At 46.1% G+C, this 16,273-nt stretch carries 18 protein-coding genes; 13 read left to right on the top strand and 5 right to left on the bottom strand.

Annotation, left to right across the window (positions count from 1 at the left end; all coding sequences use genetic code 11):
* Positions 1 to 7: 7 nt before the first annotated feature.
* The gene (yunB, locus tag NYE43_RS16900) at positions 8 to 775 is read left to right on the top strand and encodes a sporulation protein YunB (RefSeq protein ID WP_059292623.1); all 768 of its coding nucleotides are present in this window, start codon (positions 8 to 10) and stop codon (positions 773 to 775) included.
* Between the two features lie 27 nt (positions 776 to 802).
* On the opposite strand, the gene lytH is transcribed toward yunB, so the two are convergent.
* Complete coding sequence (gene lytH, locus NYE43_RS16895) at positions 803 to 1,783, bottom strand: L-Ala--D-Glu endopeptidase (RefSeq protein ID WP_024122734.1); 981 nt, start codon at positions 1,781 to 1,783, stop codon at positions 803 to 805.
* A gap of 237 nt (positions 1,784 to 2,020) precedes the next feature.
* On the opposite strand from lytH, the gene lipA reads away from it, so the two are divergent.
* Positions 2,021 to 2,917, top strand: a complete 897-nt coding sequence (gene lipA, locus NYE43_RS16890) for a lipoyl synthase (RefSeq protein WP_010331747.1) — start codon at positions 2,021 to 2,023, stop codon at positions 2,915 to 2,917.
* A 15-nt stretch (positions 2,918 to 2,932) separates the two neighbouring features.
* On the opposite strand, the gene NYE43_RS16885 is transcribed toward lipA, so the two are convergent.
* Positions 2,933 to 3,562 carry a YhcN/YlaJ family sporulation lipoprotein gene (locus NYE43_RS16885; protein WP_024122733.1) on the bottom strand — a complete coding sequence of 210 codons (630 nt, stop codon included), beginning with the start codon at positions 3,560 to 3,562 and terminating at the stop codon, positions 2,933 to 2,935.
* Between the two features lie 112 nt (positions 3,563 to 3,674).
* Between NYE43_RS16885 and NYE43_RS16880 the strand changes: the two genes are divergently transcribed.
* Genes NYE43_RS16880 through nucF form a run of 3 tightly spaced genes read left to right on the top strand, consistent with a single transcriptional unit; the run spans position 3,675 to position 5,209 of the window.
* Complete coding sequence (locus NYE43_RS16880; protein ID WP_003228682.1) at positions 3,675 to 3,950, top strand: YutD family protein; 276 nt, start codon at positions 3,675 to 3,677, stop codon at positions 3,948 to 3,950.
* Between the two features lie 24 nt (positions 3,951 to 3,974).
* Positions 3,975 to 4,409 carry a DUF86 domain-containing protein gene (locus NYE43_RS16875; protein WP_024122732.1) on the top strand — a complete coding sequence of 145 codons (435 nt, stop codon included), beginning with the start codon at positions 3,975 to 3,977 and terminating at the stop codon, positions 4,407 to 4,409.
* A gap of 29 nt (positions 4,410 to 4,438) precedes the next feature.
* On the top strand, positions 4,439 to 5,209 hold the full coding sequence (gene nucF, locus NYE43_RS16870) for a 5' nucleotidase NucF (RefSeq protein ID WP_024122731.1): 771 nt from the start codon (positions 4,439 to 4,441) through the stop codon (positions 5,207 to 5,209).
* Between the two features lie 26 nt (positions 5,210 to 5,235).
* On the opposite strand, the gene NYE43_RS16865 is transcribed toward nucF, so the two are convergent.
* Positions 5,236 to 5,736: a phosphatidylglycerophosphatase A family protein gene (locus NYE43_RS16865; protein WP_024122730.1), complete on the bottom strand. Its 501-nt coding sequence runs from the start codon at positions 5,734 to 5,736 to the stop codon at positions 5,236 to 5,238.
* Positions 5,737 to 5,889: 153 nt separating this feature from the next.
* Here NYE43_RS16865 and yutH point away from each other — a divergent pair, with 153 nt between their 5' ends.
* The 5 genes from yutH (at position 5,890) to NYE43_RS16840 (ending at position 12,478) form a co-directional block, all read left to right on the top strand.
* Entirely contained in the window at positions 5,890 to 6,903 is a 1,014-nt protein-coding gene (gene yutH / locus NYE43_RS16860) for a spore coat putative kinase YutH (protein ID WP_185848926.1), read from the top strand.
* Between the two features lie 204 nt (positions 6,904 to 7,107).
* Positions 7,108 to 8,409, top strand: coding sequence for a homoserine dehydrogenase (locus NYE43_RS16855; RefSeq protein ID WP_106019499.1), 1,302 nt, complete (start codon positions 7,108 to 7,110; stop codon positions 8,407 to 8,409).
* A complete protein-coding gene (gene thrC / locus NYE43_RS16850) occupies positions 8,409 to 9,467 on the top strand; it encodes a threonine synthase (protein WP_024122727.1) in 1,059 nt (352 codons plus the stop codon). Before NYE43_RS16855 ends, thrC begins: the two co-directional genes overlap by 1 nt.
* Positions 9,464 to 10,393: a homoserine kinase gene (gene thrB, locus NYE43_RS16845; RefSeq protein ID WP_101860004.1), complete on the top strand. Its 930-nt coding sequence runs from the start codon at positions 9,464 to 9,466 to the stop codon at positions 10,391 to 10,393. The genes thrC and thrB overlap by 4 nt, the downstream gene beginning before the upstream one ends.
* Positions 10,394 to 10,501: 108 nt before the next feature.
* Complete coding sequence (locus NYE43_RS16840; RefSeq protein ID WP_185848666.1) at positions 10,502 to 12,478, top strand: S9 family peptidase; 1,977 nt, start codon at positions 10,502 to 10,504, stop codon at positions 12,476 to 12,478.
* A 39-nt stretch (positions 12,479 to 12,517) separates the two neighbouring features.
* On the opposite strand, the gene NYE43_RS16835 is transcribed toward NYE43_RS16840, so the two are convergent.
* The gene (locus NYE43_RS16835) at positions 12,518 to 12,853 is read right to left on the bottom strand and encodes a NifU family protein (protein WP_174754433.1); all 336 of its coding nucleotides are present in this window, start codon (positions 12,851 to 12,853) and stop codon (positions 12,518 to 12,520) included.
* Positions 12,854 to 12,954: 101 nt separating this feature from the next.
* Here NYE43_RS16835 and NYE43_RS16830 point away from each other — a divergent pair, with 101 nt between their 5' ends.
* Positions 12,955 to 13,281 carry a YuzD family protein gene (locus NYE43_RS16830; protein ID WP_024122724.1) on the top strand — a complete coding sequence of 109 codons (327 nt, stop codon included), beginning with the start codon at positions 12,955 to 12,957 and terminating at the stop codon, positions 13,279 to 13,281.
* A gap of 20 nt (positions 13,282 to 13,301) precedes the next feature.
* Here NYE43_RS16830 and NYE43_RS16825 read toward each other — a convergent pair whose 3' ends face one another.
* A complete protein-coding gene (locus NYE43_RS16825) occupies positions 13,302 to 14,369 on the bottom strand; it encodes an NAD(P)/FAD-dependent oxidoreductase (RefSeq protein ID WP_024122723.1) in 1,068 nt (355 codons plus the stop codon).
* 263 nt (positions 14,370 to 14,632) lie between these two features.
* Here NYE43_RS16825 and NYE43_RS16820 point away from each other — a divergent pair, with 263 nt between their 5' ends.
* Complete coding sequence (locus NYE43_RS16820; protein ID WP_010331736.1) at positions 14,633 to 14,869, top strand: YuzB family protein; 237 nt, start codon at positions 14,633 to 14,635, stop codon at positions 14,867 to 14,869.
* 136 nt (positions 14,870 to 15,005) lie between these two features.
* Complete coding sequence (locus tag NYE43_RS16815; RefSeq protein WP_185848667.1) at positions 15,006 to 16,220, top strand: NupC/NupG family nucleoside CNT transporter; 1,215 nt, start codon at positions 15,006 to 15,008, stop codon at positions 16,218 to 16,220.
* The last annotated feature ends 53 nt before the right edge of the window (positions 16,221 to 16,273 follow it).

Raw genomic sequence — 16,273 nt, 5'->3', positions numbered from 1 at the left:
GATTTTCTTGCCAAGATATCGCGGCCCTCTTCGCAAGAGAGGACCTTTGCCTTTCCGGTACGTGCTGCTGCTGTCACTCGTATTTTTTATCATATCAACAACAGTCAGCCTTTGGATTATCAACGGCTCGATTAAACCGGTATTAATGAGCATCGGTGAAATGGAAACGAAGCGTGTGGCAACAGAGGTGATTCAGGATTCGATTGAGGATTATATGTCTGACAGCGAAAATATGAAAGATATGTTTCAAATGAATTCTGATGAAAACGGAAATTTAACGACAATCGATTTTAATACACAGATTATAAACAGTGTGAAAACAAAGGTGACAAAACAGCTTCAGTCTCATCTGAAAGAGATGGAAACCCACACCGGACACAGCGGCGCCAGTGAAAATATTATGATCAACATCCCATTGGGACAGGTGACAGGAAACAGCCTTCTTGGAAACCTCGGCCCGAAAATCCCGGTCCGGTTTAATTTGATCGGTGACGCCTTTACGGACGTCAAAACAAAAATAAAGCCATACGGCATTAATAACGCACTTATTGATATCAGCATCTTCGTAGAAATTAAAGTGAAGGTCATCATCCCGTTCGCAAGCAAAACGGCCGTGGTCACCAATAATGTTCCTGTATCAATTAAAGCAGTGCAGGGCGAAGTGCCGCAATTTTATAACGGAAGCGGCGGTTCAGGTGTTACGCCTTCTGTCCAGCTTCCAAGCAGCAAAGAAGAAGACAGCCATGATTCAAAAAATGAAAAAAACAGCAAATAAAGCCGCCTTTTCATGAGGCGGCTTTCGTCATTTCTTTTTCTTGTACTCATAGCGCTCCCACGCTCTCAAATGTGGATAAGGATCAAACGACCATTCAGTTTTTCCATTATCCTTATACATGCCATAGTGCAGGTGCGGCGGAAATTTTCCGGCCGTGCCAGGCGGGCCGTATCCTGAGCTGCCCACTGACCCGATCACTTGGCCGGGCTCAACGATCTGCCCTGTTTTAATGCCCTTTGCAAACCCATTGAGATGGGCGAAATAATGATACGTATTGTTAATATCTCTGATGCCGATTCTCCATCCTCCAAAGCGGTTCCAGCCTTTCATTTCAATGACGCCGTAACAGGTGGATTTAACAGGAAGGCCGTAGTGGGCAAAGAGATCTGTTCCTTCATGAATCCGCCTTCCCCCAAAGCCGCGGGCGTCTCCCCACGTGCTGCGGTAGCTGTAATCCGTTCTGATCGGAAGCGGAAATGCATGCTCGCCCAAATCAATATGACCGTAAGCCTTAAACAGCTTCATGAACTCTGATATGATTCCCACCGTTTGATCACGGCGGTAATAATTCCAGAGCCCGATGCGGATATTCTCCTCATCTGTGCCGTACGACAGCAGATATTGTGCGAATGTATACAGAATGTCTTCATCATTGCTGACCTCGGCTTTCCCGTCGCCGTCACCGTCCATTCCGATTCCGTCAAACACTTTTATGCTTAACGGCGCATCGTCTTTCAGATTCGGGTTTTCTGGTCCGCTCCAGATCTCATCCGGTACATAGATGCTGATGATTCCCGTTTTGTCAGGCAGATCCTTTCTGTTGCTCCGCACATTCTCCTCGTATTGATCAACAGCGGCAAGCGCATACCAAGGAATCTGCGTTACAGCCTCGACTTTATGATATAATTCCATCCGTTTGGAAAGCACCGGATCTGAAAGCTCTTTACCAGACGCATAAGGTTCAAATGCAAACAAAAGGAGAAGAAGGGCAGATAACACAACTTTCACAAAATAATCTCCTTTCAATATTGAATACACATAGTTTGCGGCAACCCGGCGAGAAAATGTCAGTAATCATCTTCCCTTGTCGAGAAATTTTTCCTATGTTAAAGTGTCTAAAGAAAAGACTTTCTTTAGTTAGAAAAACATTATTTTTGTTGCAGAAATGAAAAAACTGCACCTATCTCGTTTTCAGAATGTTTCGTGTCAGAAATTGAGTATATTGGATATTGGAGATGATGGGAATTGGCAAAGAAAGACGAACACCTCAGAAAGCCCGAATGGCTCAAAATCAAATTAAATACAAATGAAAATTATACAGGACTCAAAAAACTCATGCGGGAAAACAATCTGCACACCGTATGTGAAGAAGCAAAATGTCCGAATATTCATGAATGCTGGGCAGTGAGACGTACAGCGACATTTATGATCTTAGGATCCGTTTGTACGAGAGCGTGCCGTTTCTGCGCAGTCAAAACGGGCCTTCCGACTGAGCTTGACCTGCAAGAGCCGGAACGCGTAGCAGATTCCGTCGCTCTGATGAATCTGAAACACGCGGTTATCACAGCTGTTGCGCGTGATGACCAAAAAGACGGCGGTGCGGGTATTTTCGCGGAAACTGTCCGTGCAATCCGCAGAAAAAGCCCGTTCACAACGATTGAGGTGCTTCCGTCAGATATGGGCGGAAACTATGATAACTTAAAAACGTTAATGGATACGCGCCCTGACATCCTGAATCACAATATCGAAACGGTTCGCCGCCTGACGCCAAGAGTCCGCGCGCGTGCGACGTACGACCGTTCGTTGGAATTTTTGCGCCGCGCGAAAGAAATGCAGCCTGACATCCCGACAAAATCAAGCATCATGATCGGACTCGGTGAAACGAAAGAAGAAATTATCGAAGTGATGGACGACCTCTTGGCAAACAATGTTGATATTATGGCAATAGGCCAATATCTGCAGCCGTCGAAGAAGCACTTAAAAGTCCAAAAATATTATCACCCTGATGAATTTGCAGAATTGAAGGAAATCGCGATGCAAAAAGGCTTCAGCCACTGTGAAGCCGGTCCGCTTGTCCGTTCCTCCTACCATGCGGATGAACAGGTTAACGAAGCATCTAAAAAACGCCAAGCGCAAGCATAATGCCAAAACGCCAGATCATCTGGCGTTTTTGTCATTCCTATTCGTTTCCTTGTCCTGGCGTGTTTCTCCATTGGCATTTTCGTTTTCCGAGACAGGGCTTCCTTGCGGGGAGGTTTTCATTTCTTGTATCGTCCCCGACATGATGTCTCTGACATCTCTTGAACCGGAACCGAGATTGCTGTAATTTTTGATGGCCTGCATGTGATTTGGATTGTCGGAAATGTACACATGATAGTAACGCGGAATCACCGAAACCGCCGTTTTTTTCACTTGATCAGCTGTCAGCTCACGGTTATTCGAATCTGTTTTGTACACGACAAGCGCTTCTTGGTCAGTGACAAGCGCTGCGGCATCTTGAATATGAGGGAGCTGAACCGTTAAGCTTGATATGATGTGAGCGGTTTCTTCACGGTCTGGCGCCGGTGTCTCCTGCTGTTCGCCGTCAAATTGTTCTTTTTGATAGCGGACATAACCAAACTGTTCATTCTCATCATGCCTGTTAAAAGCTTCATTGCGGTCAGATACATGAATGGGCCTGGTTTCATTTTGATGCTGGGCATTCTGTTCAGCGTTATTGAGTCCTGCGCCTCCGCATCCGGATAAAAGCCCGGTCATCAGGCAGAGGCTGACAGCAGTTCGCTTCATTTGTAATCCCTCCTCATGTGTAGGGTAGCCAAATCACACGAATTATTCTTTAGCAATTGATGGGGACGGGGCAATGAATTATGATAGGAATGAGTGAAAAAGAGGTGAGATCATGATTCTTATTCAAAATGCCGAATTTGAGCTGGTGCACAATTTCAAAGACGGCTTCAACGAAGAGGCTTTTAAAGCCCGTTATTCCGATATTTTAAATAAATACGATTACATTGTGGGAGACTGGGGATACGGCCAGCTCAGGCTCAAGGGCTTCTTTGACGACCAGAATCAAAAGGCGACCTTTGAAACGAAAATCAGCACATTGGACGAATACATTTACGAATACTGTAATTTCGGCTGTGCGTATTTTGTCTTAAAACGGATCAGAAAATAACCATTACACAAAGGGGATGCTGTCATGTATTTTGTTGACAGAAACAAGATAGAGCATACACTCGGGTTCTTCGAGCGTCAGCTGGAGCTGTTTCATTCGCAAACAGACTGGAAATCCGAGATCGAGGGGCTCGCGCTTGAACGCATCGGCCACCTGTTAATCGAATGCATTCTCGATACAGGAAATGACATGATTGACGGTTTTATTATGCGGGACCCGGGCAGCTATGATGATATCATGGACATACTGGTTGATGAAAAAGTCGTAACGGAAGAAGAGGGGGCAGAGCTGAAGCAATTGATTGCGTACCGAAAAACATTGGTTCAGCAATACCAGCTCGCTGACAGTGCAGAGCTTTACAAGCTGATCACCGCGCATCTAGCGGTCCTTCAAGTCTTTCCGAAACGAATCAGAAGCTACTTGGAAACAGAGCTGGGCCCTGTTTCCGCGTTTAAATAACGACAGGAAAGCCACAGGAGTGTTTAAAAATGAAAACATATAAAGGATATCTAATTGATTTAGACGGAACGATGTACAACGGCACAGAAAAAATCGAGGAAGCTTGTGAATTTGTCAGAACGCTGAAAGACCGCGGCATTCCTTATCTTTTTGTGACAAACAACTCTTCCCGCACACCGAAGCAGGTGGCGGACAAGCTGGTCTCTTTTGACATTCCGGCAACAGAGGAGCAGGTTTTTACGACAAGCATGGCGACTGCCCAGCATATCGCCCAGCAGAAAAAAGACGCGTCTGTGTATGTGATCGGGGAAGAAGGAATTCGCCAGGCGATTGAAGAAAACGGCCTGACCTTTGCAGAGGAAGAGGCGGACTTTGTTGTTGTCGGAATTGACCGCGGGATTACATACGAAAAACTTGCCGTCGGCTGCCTCGCAATCAGAAATGGCGCCCGCTTTATTTCCACAAACGGTGACATTGCCATACCGACTGAAAGAGGCCTCCTGCCGGGCAACGGTTCACTGACCTCTGTGTTAACCGTATCCACAGGCGTGCAGCCGGTATTTATCGGCAAGCCGGAATCCATCATCATGGAGCAGGCGATGCGTGTTCTCGGCACTGATGTATCCGAAACACTTATGGTCGGCGACAACTACGCGACTGACATTATGGCAGGCATTAATGCAGGGATGGATACGCTGCTTGTCCACACAGGCGTAACGAAAAGAGAGCATATGACAGACGATATGGAAAAACCGACTCACGCTATTGATTCTCTGACTGAGTGGATTCAGCATATATAAAAAAGGGCGCCCCAAAAGGGTGCCCTTTATTCTGTATGCCGCGCGCGGTGTGCAAGCCTGCTGGAGGCCGCAGCGGAAATGGCGCCGACAATGTCATCAAGAAATGTATGGCATTCGCCGGTTGATTTATCATTTAAACGGCCGAGGATACCGGGTTTTTCTTTGTCGATGTAGCCATAGTTTGTAAACCCGATGGACCCGTAAATATTCACGATGGAAAATGCCAGAACTTCATCTACTCCATATAGGCTTTCATCTATCTCCAGCATCGTTTGCAGCGGTTCAGACAGTTTTTTCTGCTCAGCAAGAACGTCCAATTCAATGCCCGTTAAAATCGCGTTTTGCACCTCACGCTTTGCGAGGACCCGATTCACATTCAACGTGCATTCATCCATGGTTAAATCCGGATGATATTTTTTCTGCAGAAAAAAGACAAGCTCGGCAATATCGGATACCTCAACGCCGCGCTCCTTCATCCGTTCTCTTGCTTTGGCTTCCATCTGACTGATTTGTTCTTTATCTGACATCAACTTCACCCAATCTTTTTTTACTAGTTTATACAAAACGTACGAGATGTTTACGACTTTTTCTTGCTCCTTCGTCGGATTAAAATATGTATTCATAATTCCGCCTGTGTATGACTACGATGTGATGAGCCCTAATTCAACAGGCAGGTGATCATTGTGAAAGGCACAATAAAAGAAAAATACGGCATTCATATCAGGCAGCTTTCAATGTATCAGCATACGTATCAATGCTTTCAAACACCGAATTCCTTCTTTTTGATTGTTCCCGTTTCCCATTTTTCAGACGAGGAGCTGACGGAGCTTTATTACATGAGTCAGTATTTACAAGAACAAAGTGACCCATACGTTTCCGTTTTTATCTTTACAAAAGAGGGCGAGCTGACCTTTGAACATGAAGGAAAAACGTACGCCCTGCTGAAGGCGGCCCCTCCTTTTTCAAACCGGGCATTTTCCATAGGGACAGAACTGGCGGAGTTTCATCGAAAGGGCAGAGGATACCCGTACGAAGTGAAGGAGGCCGGAAGAATCGGACAGTGGAAAGACCTGTGGGGAAAACGCATTGATCAGCTTGAAGCGTTTTGGCAGCGAAAGGTTCATACCCCTCCGCACGAGCCCTTTGATAAAAAAATGATTGAATCGTTTCCATATTATTTAGGACTGTCAGAAAACGCGATTCAATATTTAGTCGATACTGAGCTCGATGACAAACCGCAAGCAGCTGATTCAGGAACAATATGCCATCAGAGGATGGAAAGAAATACGTGGTCTTCTGAATCCCTTATCAGGATTCCGGCTGACTGGGTATTTGACCACGCTGCACGCGATTTAGCCGAATATATGAGACACACATTTTTGCATCATCGTGATGATTTTAACCGGCAGGGCTTTCGCTTTTTGCAGGAATACGAGCAAATCACACCGCTGTCTTCATTTTCGAAACGTCTTTTGTACAGCCGTCTCCTTTTTCCGCTTCATTATTATGAAATCGTGGAAGGCTACTATATTTCTTCAGAATCGGAAAAGCACTATTATGAAGAGCAGCTCGACTACATTCTCAGCGATTCGGGCTATGAACAATTTCTGAATGCCGCCCAGGAGTTTATGAACATGAGAGCGCAGAACATTTTTGTCCCCCCTGTCAGCTGGCTCGGAAAGGGCGGCTTGTAAGGAAGGAGAAAATCTGACAAAAATAATTAGAAAATAAAGAATCTTGTCATATCAATTGGTTAAGCGTTTACATTCGCAAAATTCAGCAGATTGTTGTCTTGTCAAAACAGAAATGGGCTTATATAATATTTGTAACTTATATGTCTGTGTTGAGTTAACAATTGTCTCTCTTGAGAGGACAATCCGAAGAAGGGTGGAGTTTTTTTGAAAGCAATTCGTGTAGGGCTTTTAGGCTTAGGTACCGTCGGAAGCGGTGTCGTTAAAATTATTCAAGACCATCAGGATAAGCTGATGCATCAGGTTGGCTGTCCAATTACAATAAAAAAAGTGCTTGTGAAAGATTTAGAGAAAAAAAGAGAAGTAGATTTGCCGAAGGAAGTGCTCACGACAGAAGTATATGATGTGATCGACGATCCAGATGTTGATGTCATCATCGAGGTGATCGGCGGTGTTGAGCAGACAAAGCAATATTTGCTTGACGCTTTGAGATCGAAAAAACACGTTGTCACGGCAAACAAAGATTTAATGGCCGTGTACGGTTCTGAACTGCTAGCTGAAGCAAAGGAAAATGGCTGTGATATTTACTTCGAAGCCAGCGTTGCCGGCGGGATTCCAATTCTTCGCACATTAGAGGAAGGCCTCTCATCAGACAGGATTACTAAAATGATGGGAATCGTAAACGGAACAACGAACTTTATCTTAACCAAAATGATTAAAGAGAAAAGCCCTTACGAGGAAGTGCTTAAGGAAGCGCAGGATCTCGGGTTTGCCGAAGCTGACCCGACTTCAGATGTGGAAGGGCTCGACGCCGCACGGAAAATGGCAATATTGGCGCGTCTCGGCTTCTCAATGAACGTCGATCTGGAAGATGTCAAAGTGAAGGGGATCTCCCAGATTACAGACGAGGATATCAGCTTCAGCAAACGCCTCGGCTACACAATGAAGCTGATCGGAATTGCCCAGCGTGACGGCAGCAAAATTGAAGTCAGCGTTCAGCCGACGCTGCTTCCAGATCACCATCCGCTTTCTGCCGTGCATAATGAATATAACGCCGTCTACGTGTATGGCGAAGCTGTCGGAGAGACGATGTTCTATGGCCCGGGAGCGGGAAGCATGCCGACAGCCACATCAGTTGTGTCTGACCTGGTTGCTGTCATGAAAAACATGCGTCTCGGCGTAACCGGCAACAGCTTTGTTGCGCCGCAATATGAGAAAAACATGAAGTCGCCGTCCGATATTTATGCACAGCAATTTTTGAGAATTCACGTGAAGGATGAGGTAGGCTCATTCTCGAAAATCACGTCTGTGTTCTCAGAACGGGGCGTCAGCTTTGAGAAAATTCTTCAGCTGCCGATTAAGGGGCATGATGAGTTAGCAGAAATCGTCATCGTCACACACCACACATCAGAAGCTGATTTCAGTGATATCCTGCAAAACTTAAATGATTTGGAAGTCGTTCAAGAAGTCAAAAGCACATATCGTGTAGAAGGGAACGGTTGGAGCTAATGTGGAAAGGACTTATCCATCAATATAAAGAGTTTTTACCCGTAACGGATCAAACACCGGCGCTTACGTTACATGAAGGCAATACGCCGCTCATTCATTTGCCGAAGCTGTCTGAACAGCTCGGGATTGAGCTCCATGTCAAAACAGAAGGCGTAAACCCTACTGGATCTTTTAAAGACCGCGGGATGGTCATGGCGGTGGCAAAGGCGAAAGAAGAAGGCAACGACACGATTATGTGCGCGTCAACCGGAAATACATCAGCGGCTGCGGCTGCTTATGCAGCCCGCGCCGATATGAAATGTATTGTCATCATCCCGAACGGGAAAATCGCGTTTGGCAAGCTCGCTCAAGCAGTCATGTACGGAGCTGAAATCATTGCGATCGACGGCAACTTTGACGATGCCCTTAAAATTGTCCGTTCAATTTGTGAAAAATCACCGATCGCGCTTGTCAACTCGGTCAACCCTTACCGCATCGAAGGCCAAAAAACAGCTGCCTTTGAAGTATGCGAACAGCTGGGCGAAGCACCGGACGTTTTGGCGATTCCGGTCGGAAATGCGGGAAACATCACAGCGTACTGGAAGGGCTTCAAAGAATATCATGAGAAAAACGGCACTGGCCTTCCGAAAATGCGCGGTTTTGAAGCGGAAGGTGCGGCTGCGATCGTCCGCAACGAAGTCATTGAAAACCCGGAAACAGTGGCAACAGCGATTCGTATCGGAAACCCGGCAAGCTGGGATAAAGCTGTAAAAGCGGCTGAGGAGTCCAATGGGAAAATTGACGAAGTCACTGACGATGAAATTCTTCATGCGTATCAGCTGATTGCCCGTGAAGAAGGCGTGTTTGCAGAACCGGGCTCCTGCGCATCTATTGCAGGTGTGCTGAAACAAGTAAAATCCGGAGAAATTCCGAAAGGCAGCAAGGTTGTGGCTGTGTTAACAGGGAACGGGCTGAAAGACCCGAACACAGCGGTCGACATTTCTGAAATGAAGCCGGTCACCCTGCCGACTGATGAAGACAGCATCCTCGAATACTTAAAAGGAGCGGCCCGTGTATGAACGATGCCGACATGCTGTTCTCTGTCACTGTTCCAGGAAGCACGGCTAACCTAGGCCCCGGCTTTGATTCAGTCGGAATGGCGCTCAGCAGATATTTAAAGCTGACCGTCTTTGAAAGCGATCAATGGTCTTTTGAAGCTGAAACAGAAACAGTCGCCGGAATTCCGGCGGGTACAGATAATATGATCTATCAAGTGGCGAAACGGACGGCAGATATGTACGGAAAAGCAATGCCTCCTGCACATGTGAAAGTGTGGAGCGACATCCCGCTTGCACGCGGTCTTGGCAGCAGTGCTGCGGCCATAGTGGCGGCTATAGAACTGGCAGACGAATTATGCGGTTTACAGCTCTCCGAAGCAGACAAGCTGCATTTAGCCAGCCTTGAAGAAGGACATCCGGACAATGCAGGCGCTTCTCTCGTCGGCGGGCTTGTGATCGGACTGCATGAAGACGACGAGACGCAAATGATCCGCGTGCCGGATGCCGACATTGATGTTGTGGTTGTCATTCCTTTTTACGAGGTGCTGACAAGAGACGCGCGGGACGTGCTCCCGGCAGAGTTTCCATATGCGGACGCTGTAAAAGCCAGCGCCGTCAGCAACATTCTCATCGCGGCGATCATGTCAAAGGATTGGCCGCTCGTCGGAAAAATCATGAAAAAGGATATGTTCCATCAGCCGTATCGGGCGATGCTTGTCCCGGAATTGTCTAAAGTGGAGCATGTTGCCGAGATGAAAGGCGCTTATGGAACTGCCCTCAGCGGAGCGGGCCCGACGATTCTCGTCATGACCGAAAAAGGAAAAGGAGAAGCGCTGAAAGAGCAGCTCGCACTTCATTTCCCGCATTGTGAAGTCGACGCTTTGACCGTTCCGAAAGAGGGAAGTATAATAGAGCGAAATCCTTTCTATCAAGTGAAAAGTGTATAGTTCATTCCAAGCGTTCCTCAGCGTCAGCGGAGGACGCTTTTTTTCTTCATGATATAAAGGGATTTTTATTTAGAAAAACGAAATACATGTAAAAAGGAGGAGATTGGTATGAAAAAGCTGATGACCGCGGAAGATATGACAGCCATTGTCTCGGTGACAGACCCTCAATACGCCCCGGACGGCAAGCGTGCGGCTTATGTGAAGTCACAAGCAAACAAAGAGAAAGATTCATATACTTCAAATATATGGGTATATGATGCGGAAAGCGGCGCGTCCATTCCTTGGACACATGGAGAAAAGCGGAACACTGATCCTAGATGGTCTCCGGACGGACGCCAGATTGCGTTTGTTTCTGACCGTGATGGCGATGTGTCTCAGCTTTATATAATGAGCGCTGAAGGCGGGGAAGCAAAAAAACTGACTGATATTCCGTATGGCGTGTCTCAGCCGGTATGGTCTCCGGATGGAGAGTCAGTGCTTGTCACGGTCAGCCTGGGAGATGAAGAAAGTGTTTATGATCAAGAGAAAACGGAACCCGACAGCTTTGAACCGGTTGAAGTGCATGGTTTAGCCTATAAACGGGATGGAAAAGGGCTGACGAGAGGCGCGTATGCGCAGCTTGTGCTTGTCAGCGTGAAGTCTGGTGAGGTAAAACAGCTGACTAATGAAAAAGCTGACCACTTCGATCCGGCTTTTTCTCCTGACGGCAAATCTCTCGTTTTTTCGGCTAATTTGACTGAAACGGATGATGCCAGCAAGCCGCACGATGTCTGCATGGTGTCGCTGGAGGCTGAAGATCTCAAGCTGATTACCTCTCATCGCGGCTCATTCGGACCCAGCTCTTTTTCACCGGACGGAAGGTACCTTGCTTTGCTTGGGCATGAACAGGAATATCGGAATGCAACGCTAGAAAAAGCGTGGCTTTATGATATAGAGCAAGACCGCCTTACGTGTCTCACTGATATGTTGGACGTTCACTTAGCGGATGCGTTGATTGGAGACTCACTGATAGGAGGAGCTGAACAGCGCCCGGTTTGGACAAAAGACAGTCAAGGGTTTTATGTCATCGGCACAGAACAAGGCAGCACGGGAATCTATTATGTTTCTATAGAAGGACTCGTATATCCGATTCGGTTAGAAAAAGAATATATCAACAGCTTTTCCATTCATCCTGATGAACAAAGCTTTATTGCCAGTATGACAAAGCCCGACAGACCTAGTGAGCTATACAGCATTCCGCTTGGACAGGAAGAAAAACGGCTGACTGATGCGAATGACAAGTTTGTTGACGAGCACCTCATTTCGTTACCTGAAGACATTCAATATGTGACAGAAGACGGGATGACGGTGAACGGCTGGCTGATGAAACCTGCTCAGGCTGCAGAGGGCAAAAACTATCCGCTTATTCTCAATATACACGGCGGTCCGCATATGATGTACGGGCATACATATTTTCACGAATTTCAGGTGCTGGCGGCGAAAGGATATGCAGTGGTTTATGTAAATCCAAGAGGAAGCCATGGCTACGGACAGGAATTTGTGAACGCAGTCAGAGGGGATTACGGCGGAAAAGACTATCAGGACGTGATGCAGGCAGTGGATGAGGCGATCAAAAGAGACTCGCAGATTGATGCCGAGCGGATAGGCGTCACAGGCGGAAGCTACGGAGGCTTTATGACCAACTGGATCGTGGGGCAGACAAATCGTTTTAAAGCAGCTGTCACTCAGCGTTCGATTTCAAACTGGCTCAGCTTTCACGGCGTTAGTGATATCGGCTATTTTTTCACGGACTGGCAGCTTGAGCATGACATGTTTACCGATACAGAAAAACTGTGGGACCGTTCCCCTTTAAAATATGCGGCAAATGTGGAGACGCCCCTTTTAATTCTTCATGGCGAACGTGATGACCGGTGCCCGATTGAACAGGCTGAACAGCTTTTTATCGCCTTGAAAAAAATGGACAAGGAAACCGTGCTGGTCCGTTTTCCGAAAGCGACGCATAATTTGTCACGCAGCGGACACCCGGGACAGCGGATCAAGCGCCTGGCCTATATAAGCTCATGGTTTGACCAATATCTCTCATAAAAAAAGCCAGGCTGATCAAATATCAGCCTGGCTGCTTTATTAAAAGACTTGTTCTACTTCAATTACACCCGGCACTTCTTCAAGAAGAGCGCGTTCAATTCCGGCTTTCAGCGTAATTGTTGAACTTGGGCAGCTGCCGCATGCGCCTAGAAGACGAAGTTTAACAATACCTTCATCAACGTCTACAAGCTCACAGTCACCGCCGTCACGAAGTAAAAACGGACGAAGTTTGTCCAGTACTTCCTGCACCTGTTCTTTCATTTCAACTTCAGTCATGACATTCGCTCCTTTCGTCGTCATAAAACCATTATATTCAGTGTAACAATAAAAATCTATTGTTTGGTTTGCAGAATTGCTCCCATTATTATAGCACATTCAGACTTGAACACAAAAACGGTTTTTTTCTATAAAAACGTCTTTTGTCTCTGTATACTTAATAGAAAGAATGTAACGCAGAGAAATGGGGGCACTTATCAATGACCAAAACAGTCATGCTCAGCGTATATGGGGCAGAAACCGTTTGTGCAAGCTGTGTCAATATGCCGACGGCTAAAGATACATATGAATGGCTTGAGGCTGCGCTGAAAAGAAAATATCCGAATCAGCCTTTTGAAATCCAATACATCGACATTTACGAGCCGCCTGACGTCGAAAACGTAAAACAGCTTGCGGAAAAAATTAGAAATGACGAATATTTTTATCCGCTCGTCCTCGTAGAAAATAAAATTGTCGGAGAAGGCAATCCGAAATTGAAGGATGTATATGAGGAAATGGAGAGATACGGTTATACAGAAAACCGCTGACTTCATCAGCGGTTCTGCTATTATCCGTTATGGTGTTTGTACATCCACAGCAAGCCGGATTTCAGCAAACGCGGAACACGGCCGATCAGCGGCCGGTCAGCAACAAGTCCGAAGCCGGCTTTTTTTCCGAGTGAACCTAAAACGCCTTTCAGCTTAAACTGAGGCATTGATTCAGGAAGGGCTTCACCATTCCAGCGTTTTTGCAATATTTGGACAATCTGTTCAGCTTGAGCTTCTGCCAGCTGGGCACTCGGTGCGTGAGGAAGGCTGGCACAATCTCCGACAACGTACAGATGTTCATCACCCGGGACATTGTGATGAGGGGTTAACACGACACGGCCTTGTGCGTCCTTTTCCACATCCAAGTCTCTGACGACTTTATTCGGCTGTATGCCGGCTGTCCATACGATGGCGTCTGCGGAAATTGCGTCATCGTGGTTATACACAACGCCTTCTTCTACTCTTGTGATATTTGCCCTGTTAATAATGCGGACACCGTGCTCTTCGAACCATTTTTGCACATATTTGCTCAAACGCTCGGGAAAGCTTGATAAAATGAGATCTCCGCGGTCAAACAAAATAATGTTCAGATCGTCACGGCTTTCTCTTAATTCACTTGCAAGTTCAACGCCGCTAAGGCCTGCTCCGACAATGGCAACAGTCGCTTCGGCGCATAAGTTGTTCAGCTTTTGATAGGTTTCGCGGGACTGATCGATGGTTTGAATGCTGTAGGTGAATTCGGGCGCTCCCGGCACGTTATGATATTTATCCTCGCAGCCGAGCCCGATCACTGCGTCATCGTAAGAAATCGGTTCGCGGTCATGGAACAGCACTTGTTTTTGTGCAATATCAATTGATGAAATATCGCCGTACTCGACATCCAGGCGAGGGTGCTCTGGGAACGTCACTCTGATATGGTGGTCAGAAATTGTGCCTGCGGCAAGGGCATAATATTCTGTTTTTAAGCAGTGATAAGGATTTCTGTCAATTAACGTGATTGAAACATCATGAGGCAGCTGGTTGGGCAATAAGCGATGAAGAACACGCATGTTTCCGTAACCTCCGCCGATCAAGACCAATTTTTTCATTTGAATTCCCCTTTAACCCGAAGAGTATGATAGACACATTGATGAAAAATACGAACTTTGTAAAATAACATCTAGAATTATATCGAATTTGATCTAAAATCACAATATTAGTTTCAAAATAACCTACAAATTAGCCTTAAAACGCAAATTAGTAAAACGTTATTGCAGGAATGATATGTTACGATAATAAATTTTAATGCGTTCGTTGTCTTTGACGAATAGTGAAAAATTCGCGATAATGTTCATATGTGAGGTGAAACCGCATGAATCCAATGATTGAATTTTGTGTCAGCAATCTGGCTCACGGCTCTCAGGAAGCCCGAGCGATTTTAGAGAAAGATCCGAATCTGGATGTTCTTGAATACGGCTGTTTAAGCTATTGCGGGAAATGTATGGAATCACTATTCGCTCTAGTAAACGGAGAAGTCGTTACGGGTGAAACACCTGCTGAGCTTGTTGAGAATATATATACATTTATTGAAGAAAACCCAATGTTTTGAAGAAAAGGGCCTGTCTCAGGCCCTTTTTTATTTTGCGGTACAAAAGTACTGAAAAAATGTGTAGACATCAAAAAATATTATTGTTATCGTATAAAAGATTTGTTTTAAATAAATTTTAAGAGGTGTAGGTGTATTCATGAATGTTCTTTGGGGACTGCTCGGCGCAGTTGGGATAATCGCCATCGCGTTTTTATTTTCAGAAAAGAAAAGCAATATTAGAATAAGAACCGTCATCGTTGGTTTATGTATACAGGTGGCGTTTGGATACATCGTGTTGAAATGGGAAGCGGGACGCGCTGTTTTTTTATGGTTTTCAAGCCGTGTACAGCTTCTGATTGATTATGCGAATGAAGGCATCAGTTTCATATTTGGGCCGCTTTTAAAAGTCGGCGACAGCCCGGCGTTTGCATTAAGTGTACTGCCTGTTATCATTTTCTTCTCAGCACTGATCGCAGTTTTATATCATTTGAAAATCATGCAGCTCATTTTCCGTGTGATCGGCGGCGGATTGTCGAAACTTCTTGGGACAAGCAAAACGGAATCTCTTGCGGCTGCTGCTAATATTTTTGTAGGGCAATCGGAATCTCCGTTAGTGATCAGGCCCCTCATTGCAGGACTGACGCGCTCTGAACTGTTTACAATTATGACGAGCGGTCTATCGGCTGTTGCGGGTTCAACTTTGTTTGGCTACGCCCTTCTCGGTATTCCGATTGAATACTTGCTCGCGGCGAGCTTCATGGCTGCTCCTGCGGGTCTGGTATTCGGAAAATTACTCATTCCTGAAACGGAAACGCCGCAAACAGTAAAAGGCGATTTCAAAATGGATGAAGGCGAAGAAGCGGCCAATGTGATTGACGCGGCTGCAAAGGGTGCGTCAACAGGTCTGCAAATTGCGCTGAACGTTGGTGCGATGCTGCTTGCATTCGTCGCATTAATCGCCGTGGTCAATGGTATTCTCGGCGGTGTTTTCGGCTTGTTCGGTTTAAAAGATGTCACATTAGAATCTATCCTCGGCTATGTGTTTTCTCCAATCGCCTTTATGATTGGTGTGCCATGGCATGAAGCCTTGCATGCCGGAAGCTTTATCGGCCAGAAATTGGTGCTGAATGAGTTTGTCGCTTATTCTAACTTCGGTCCGCACATCGGCGAGTTTTCTAAAAAAACCGCTACGATTATCAGTTTTGCGTTATGCGGGTTCGCAAATTTCTCTTCGATTGCGATTATGCTCGGTACGCTTGGCGGTTTAGCGCCAAGCCGCCGCTCAGATATCGCACGCCTCGGGTTAAAGGCTGTTCTGGCGGGAACATTAGCCAATCTGCTGAGCGCGGCTATTGCCGGCATGTTCATATAAAAGATAAAAGCTCCTTGCGTCATTGCAAGGAGCTTTTATGTATGAAAAACGGG

Origin of the sequence: Bacillus sp. FSL R5-0434 (assembly GCF_038004745.1) — a bacterium.
Taxonomy (GTDB): domain Bacteria; phylum Bacillota; class Bacilli; order Bacillales; family Bacillaceae; genus Bacillus; species Bacillus halotolerans.
Note: the sequence above shows the minus strand (reverse complement) of the source record. Positions and strands in the feature narration are given on the sequence as shown.

Coding starts and splice junctions, on each gene's coding strand:
- NYE43_RS16885 (WP_024122733.1), bottom strand. CDS start 3,562: ATGAAGCGAACTGCTGTCAGCCTCTGCCTGATGACCGGGCTTTTATCC.
- NYE43_RS16825 (WP_024122723.1), bottom strand. CDS start 14,369: ATGAAAAAATTGGTCTTGATCGGCGGAGGTTACGGAAACATGCGTGTT.
- NYE43_RS16875 (WP_024122732.1), top strand. CDS start 3,975: ATGTATTTTGTTGACAGAAACAAGATAGAGCATACACTCGGGTTCTTC.
- thrC (WP_024122727.1), top strand. CDS start 8,409: ATGTGGAAAGGACTTATCCATCAATATAAAGAGTTTTTACCCGTAACG.
- NYE43_RS16865 (WP_024122730.1), bottom strand. CDS start 5,736: ATGTCAGATAAAGAACAAATCAGTCAGATGGAAGCCAAAGCAAGAGAA.
- NYE43_RS16820 (WP_010331736.1), top strand. CDS start 14,633: ATGAATCCAATGATTGAATTTTGTGTCAGCAATCTGGCTCACGGCTCT.
- NYE43_RS16880 (WP_003228682.1), top strand. CDS start 3,675: ATGATTCTTATTCAAAATGCCGAATTTGAGCTGGTGCACAATTTCAAA.
- NYE43_RS16835 (WP_174754433.1), bottom strand. CDS start 12,853: ATGTGCTATAATAATGGGAGCAATTCTGCAAACCAAACAATAGATTTT.
- NYE43_RS16830 (WP_024122724.1), top strand. CDS start 12,955: ATGACCAAAACAGTCATGCTCAGCGTATATGGGGCAGAAACCGTTTGT.
- NYE43_RS16840 (WP_185848666.1), top strand. CDS start 10,502: ATGAAAAAGCTGATGACCGCGGAAGATATGACAGCCATTGTCTCGGTG.
- NYE43_RS16815 (WP_185848667.1), top strand. CDS start 15,006: ATGAATGTTCTTTGGGGACTGCTCGGCGCAGTTGGGATAATCGCCATC.
- nucF (WP_024122731.1), top strand. CDS start 4,439: ATGAAAACATATAAAGGATATCTAATTGATTTAGACGGAACGATGTAC.
- thrB (WP_101860004.1), top strand. CDS start 9,464: ATGAACGATGCCGACATGCTGTTCTCTGTCACTGTTCCAGGAAGCACG.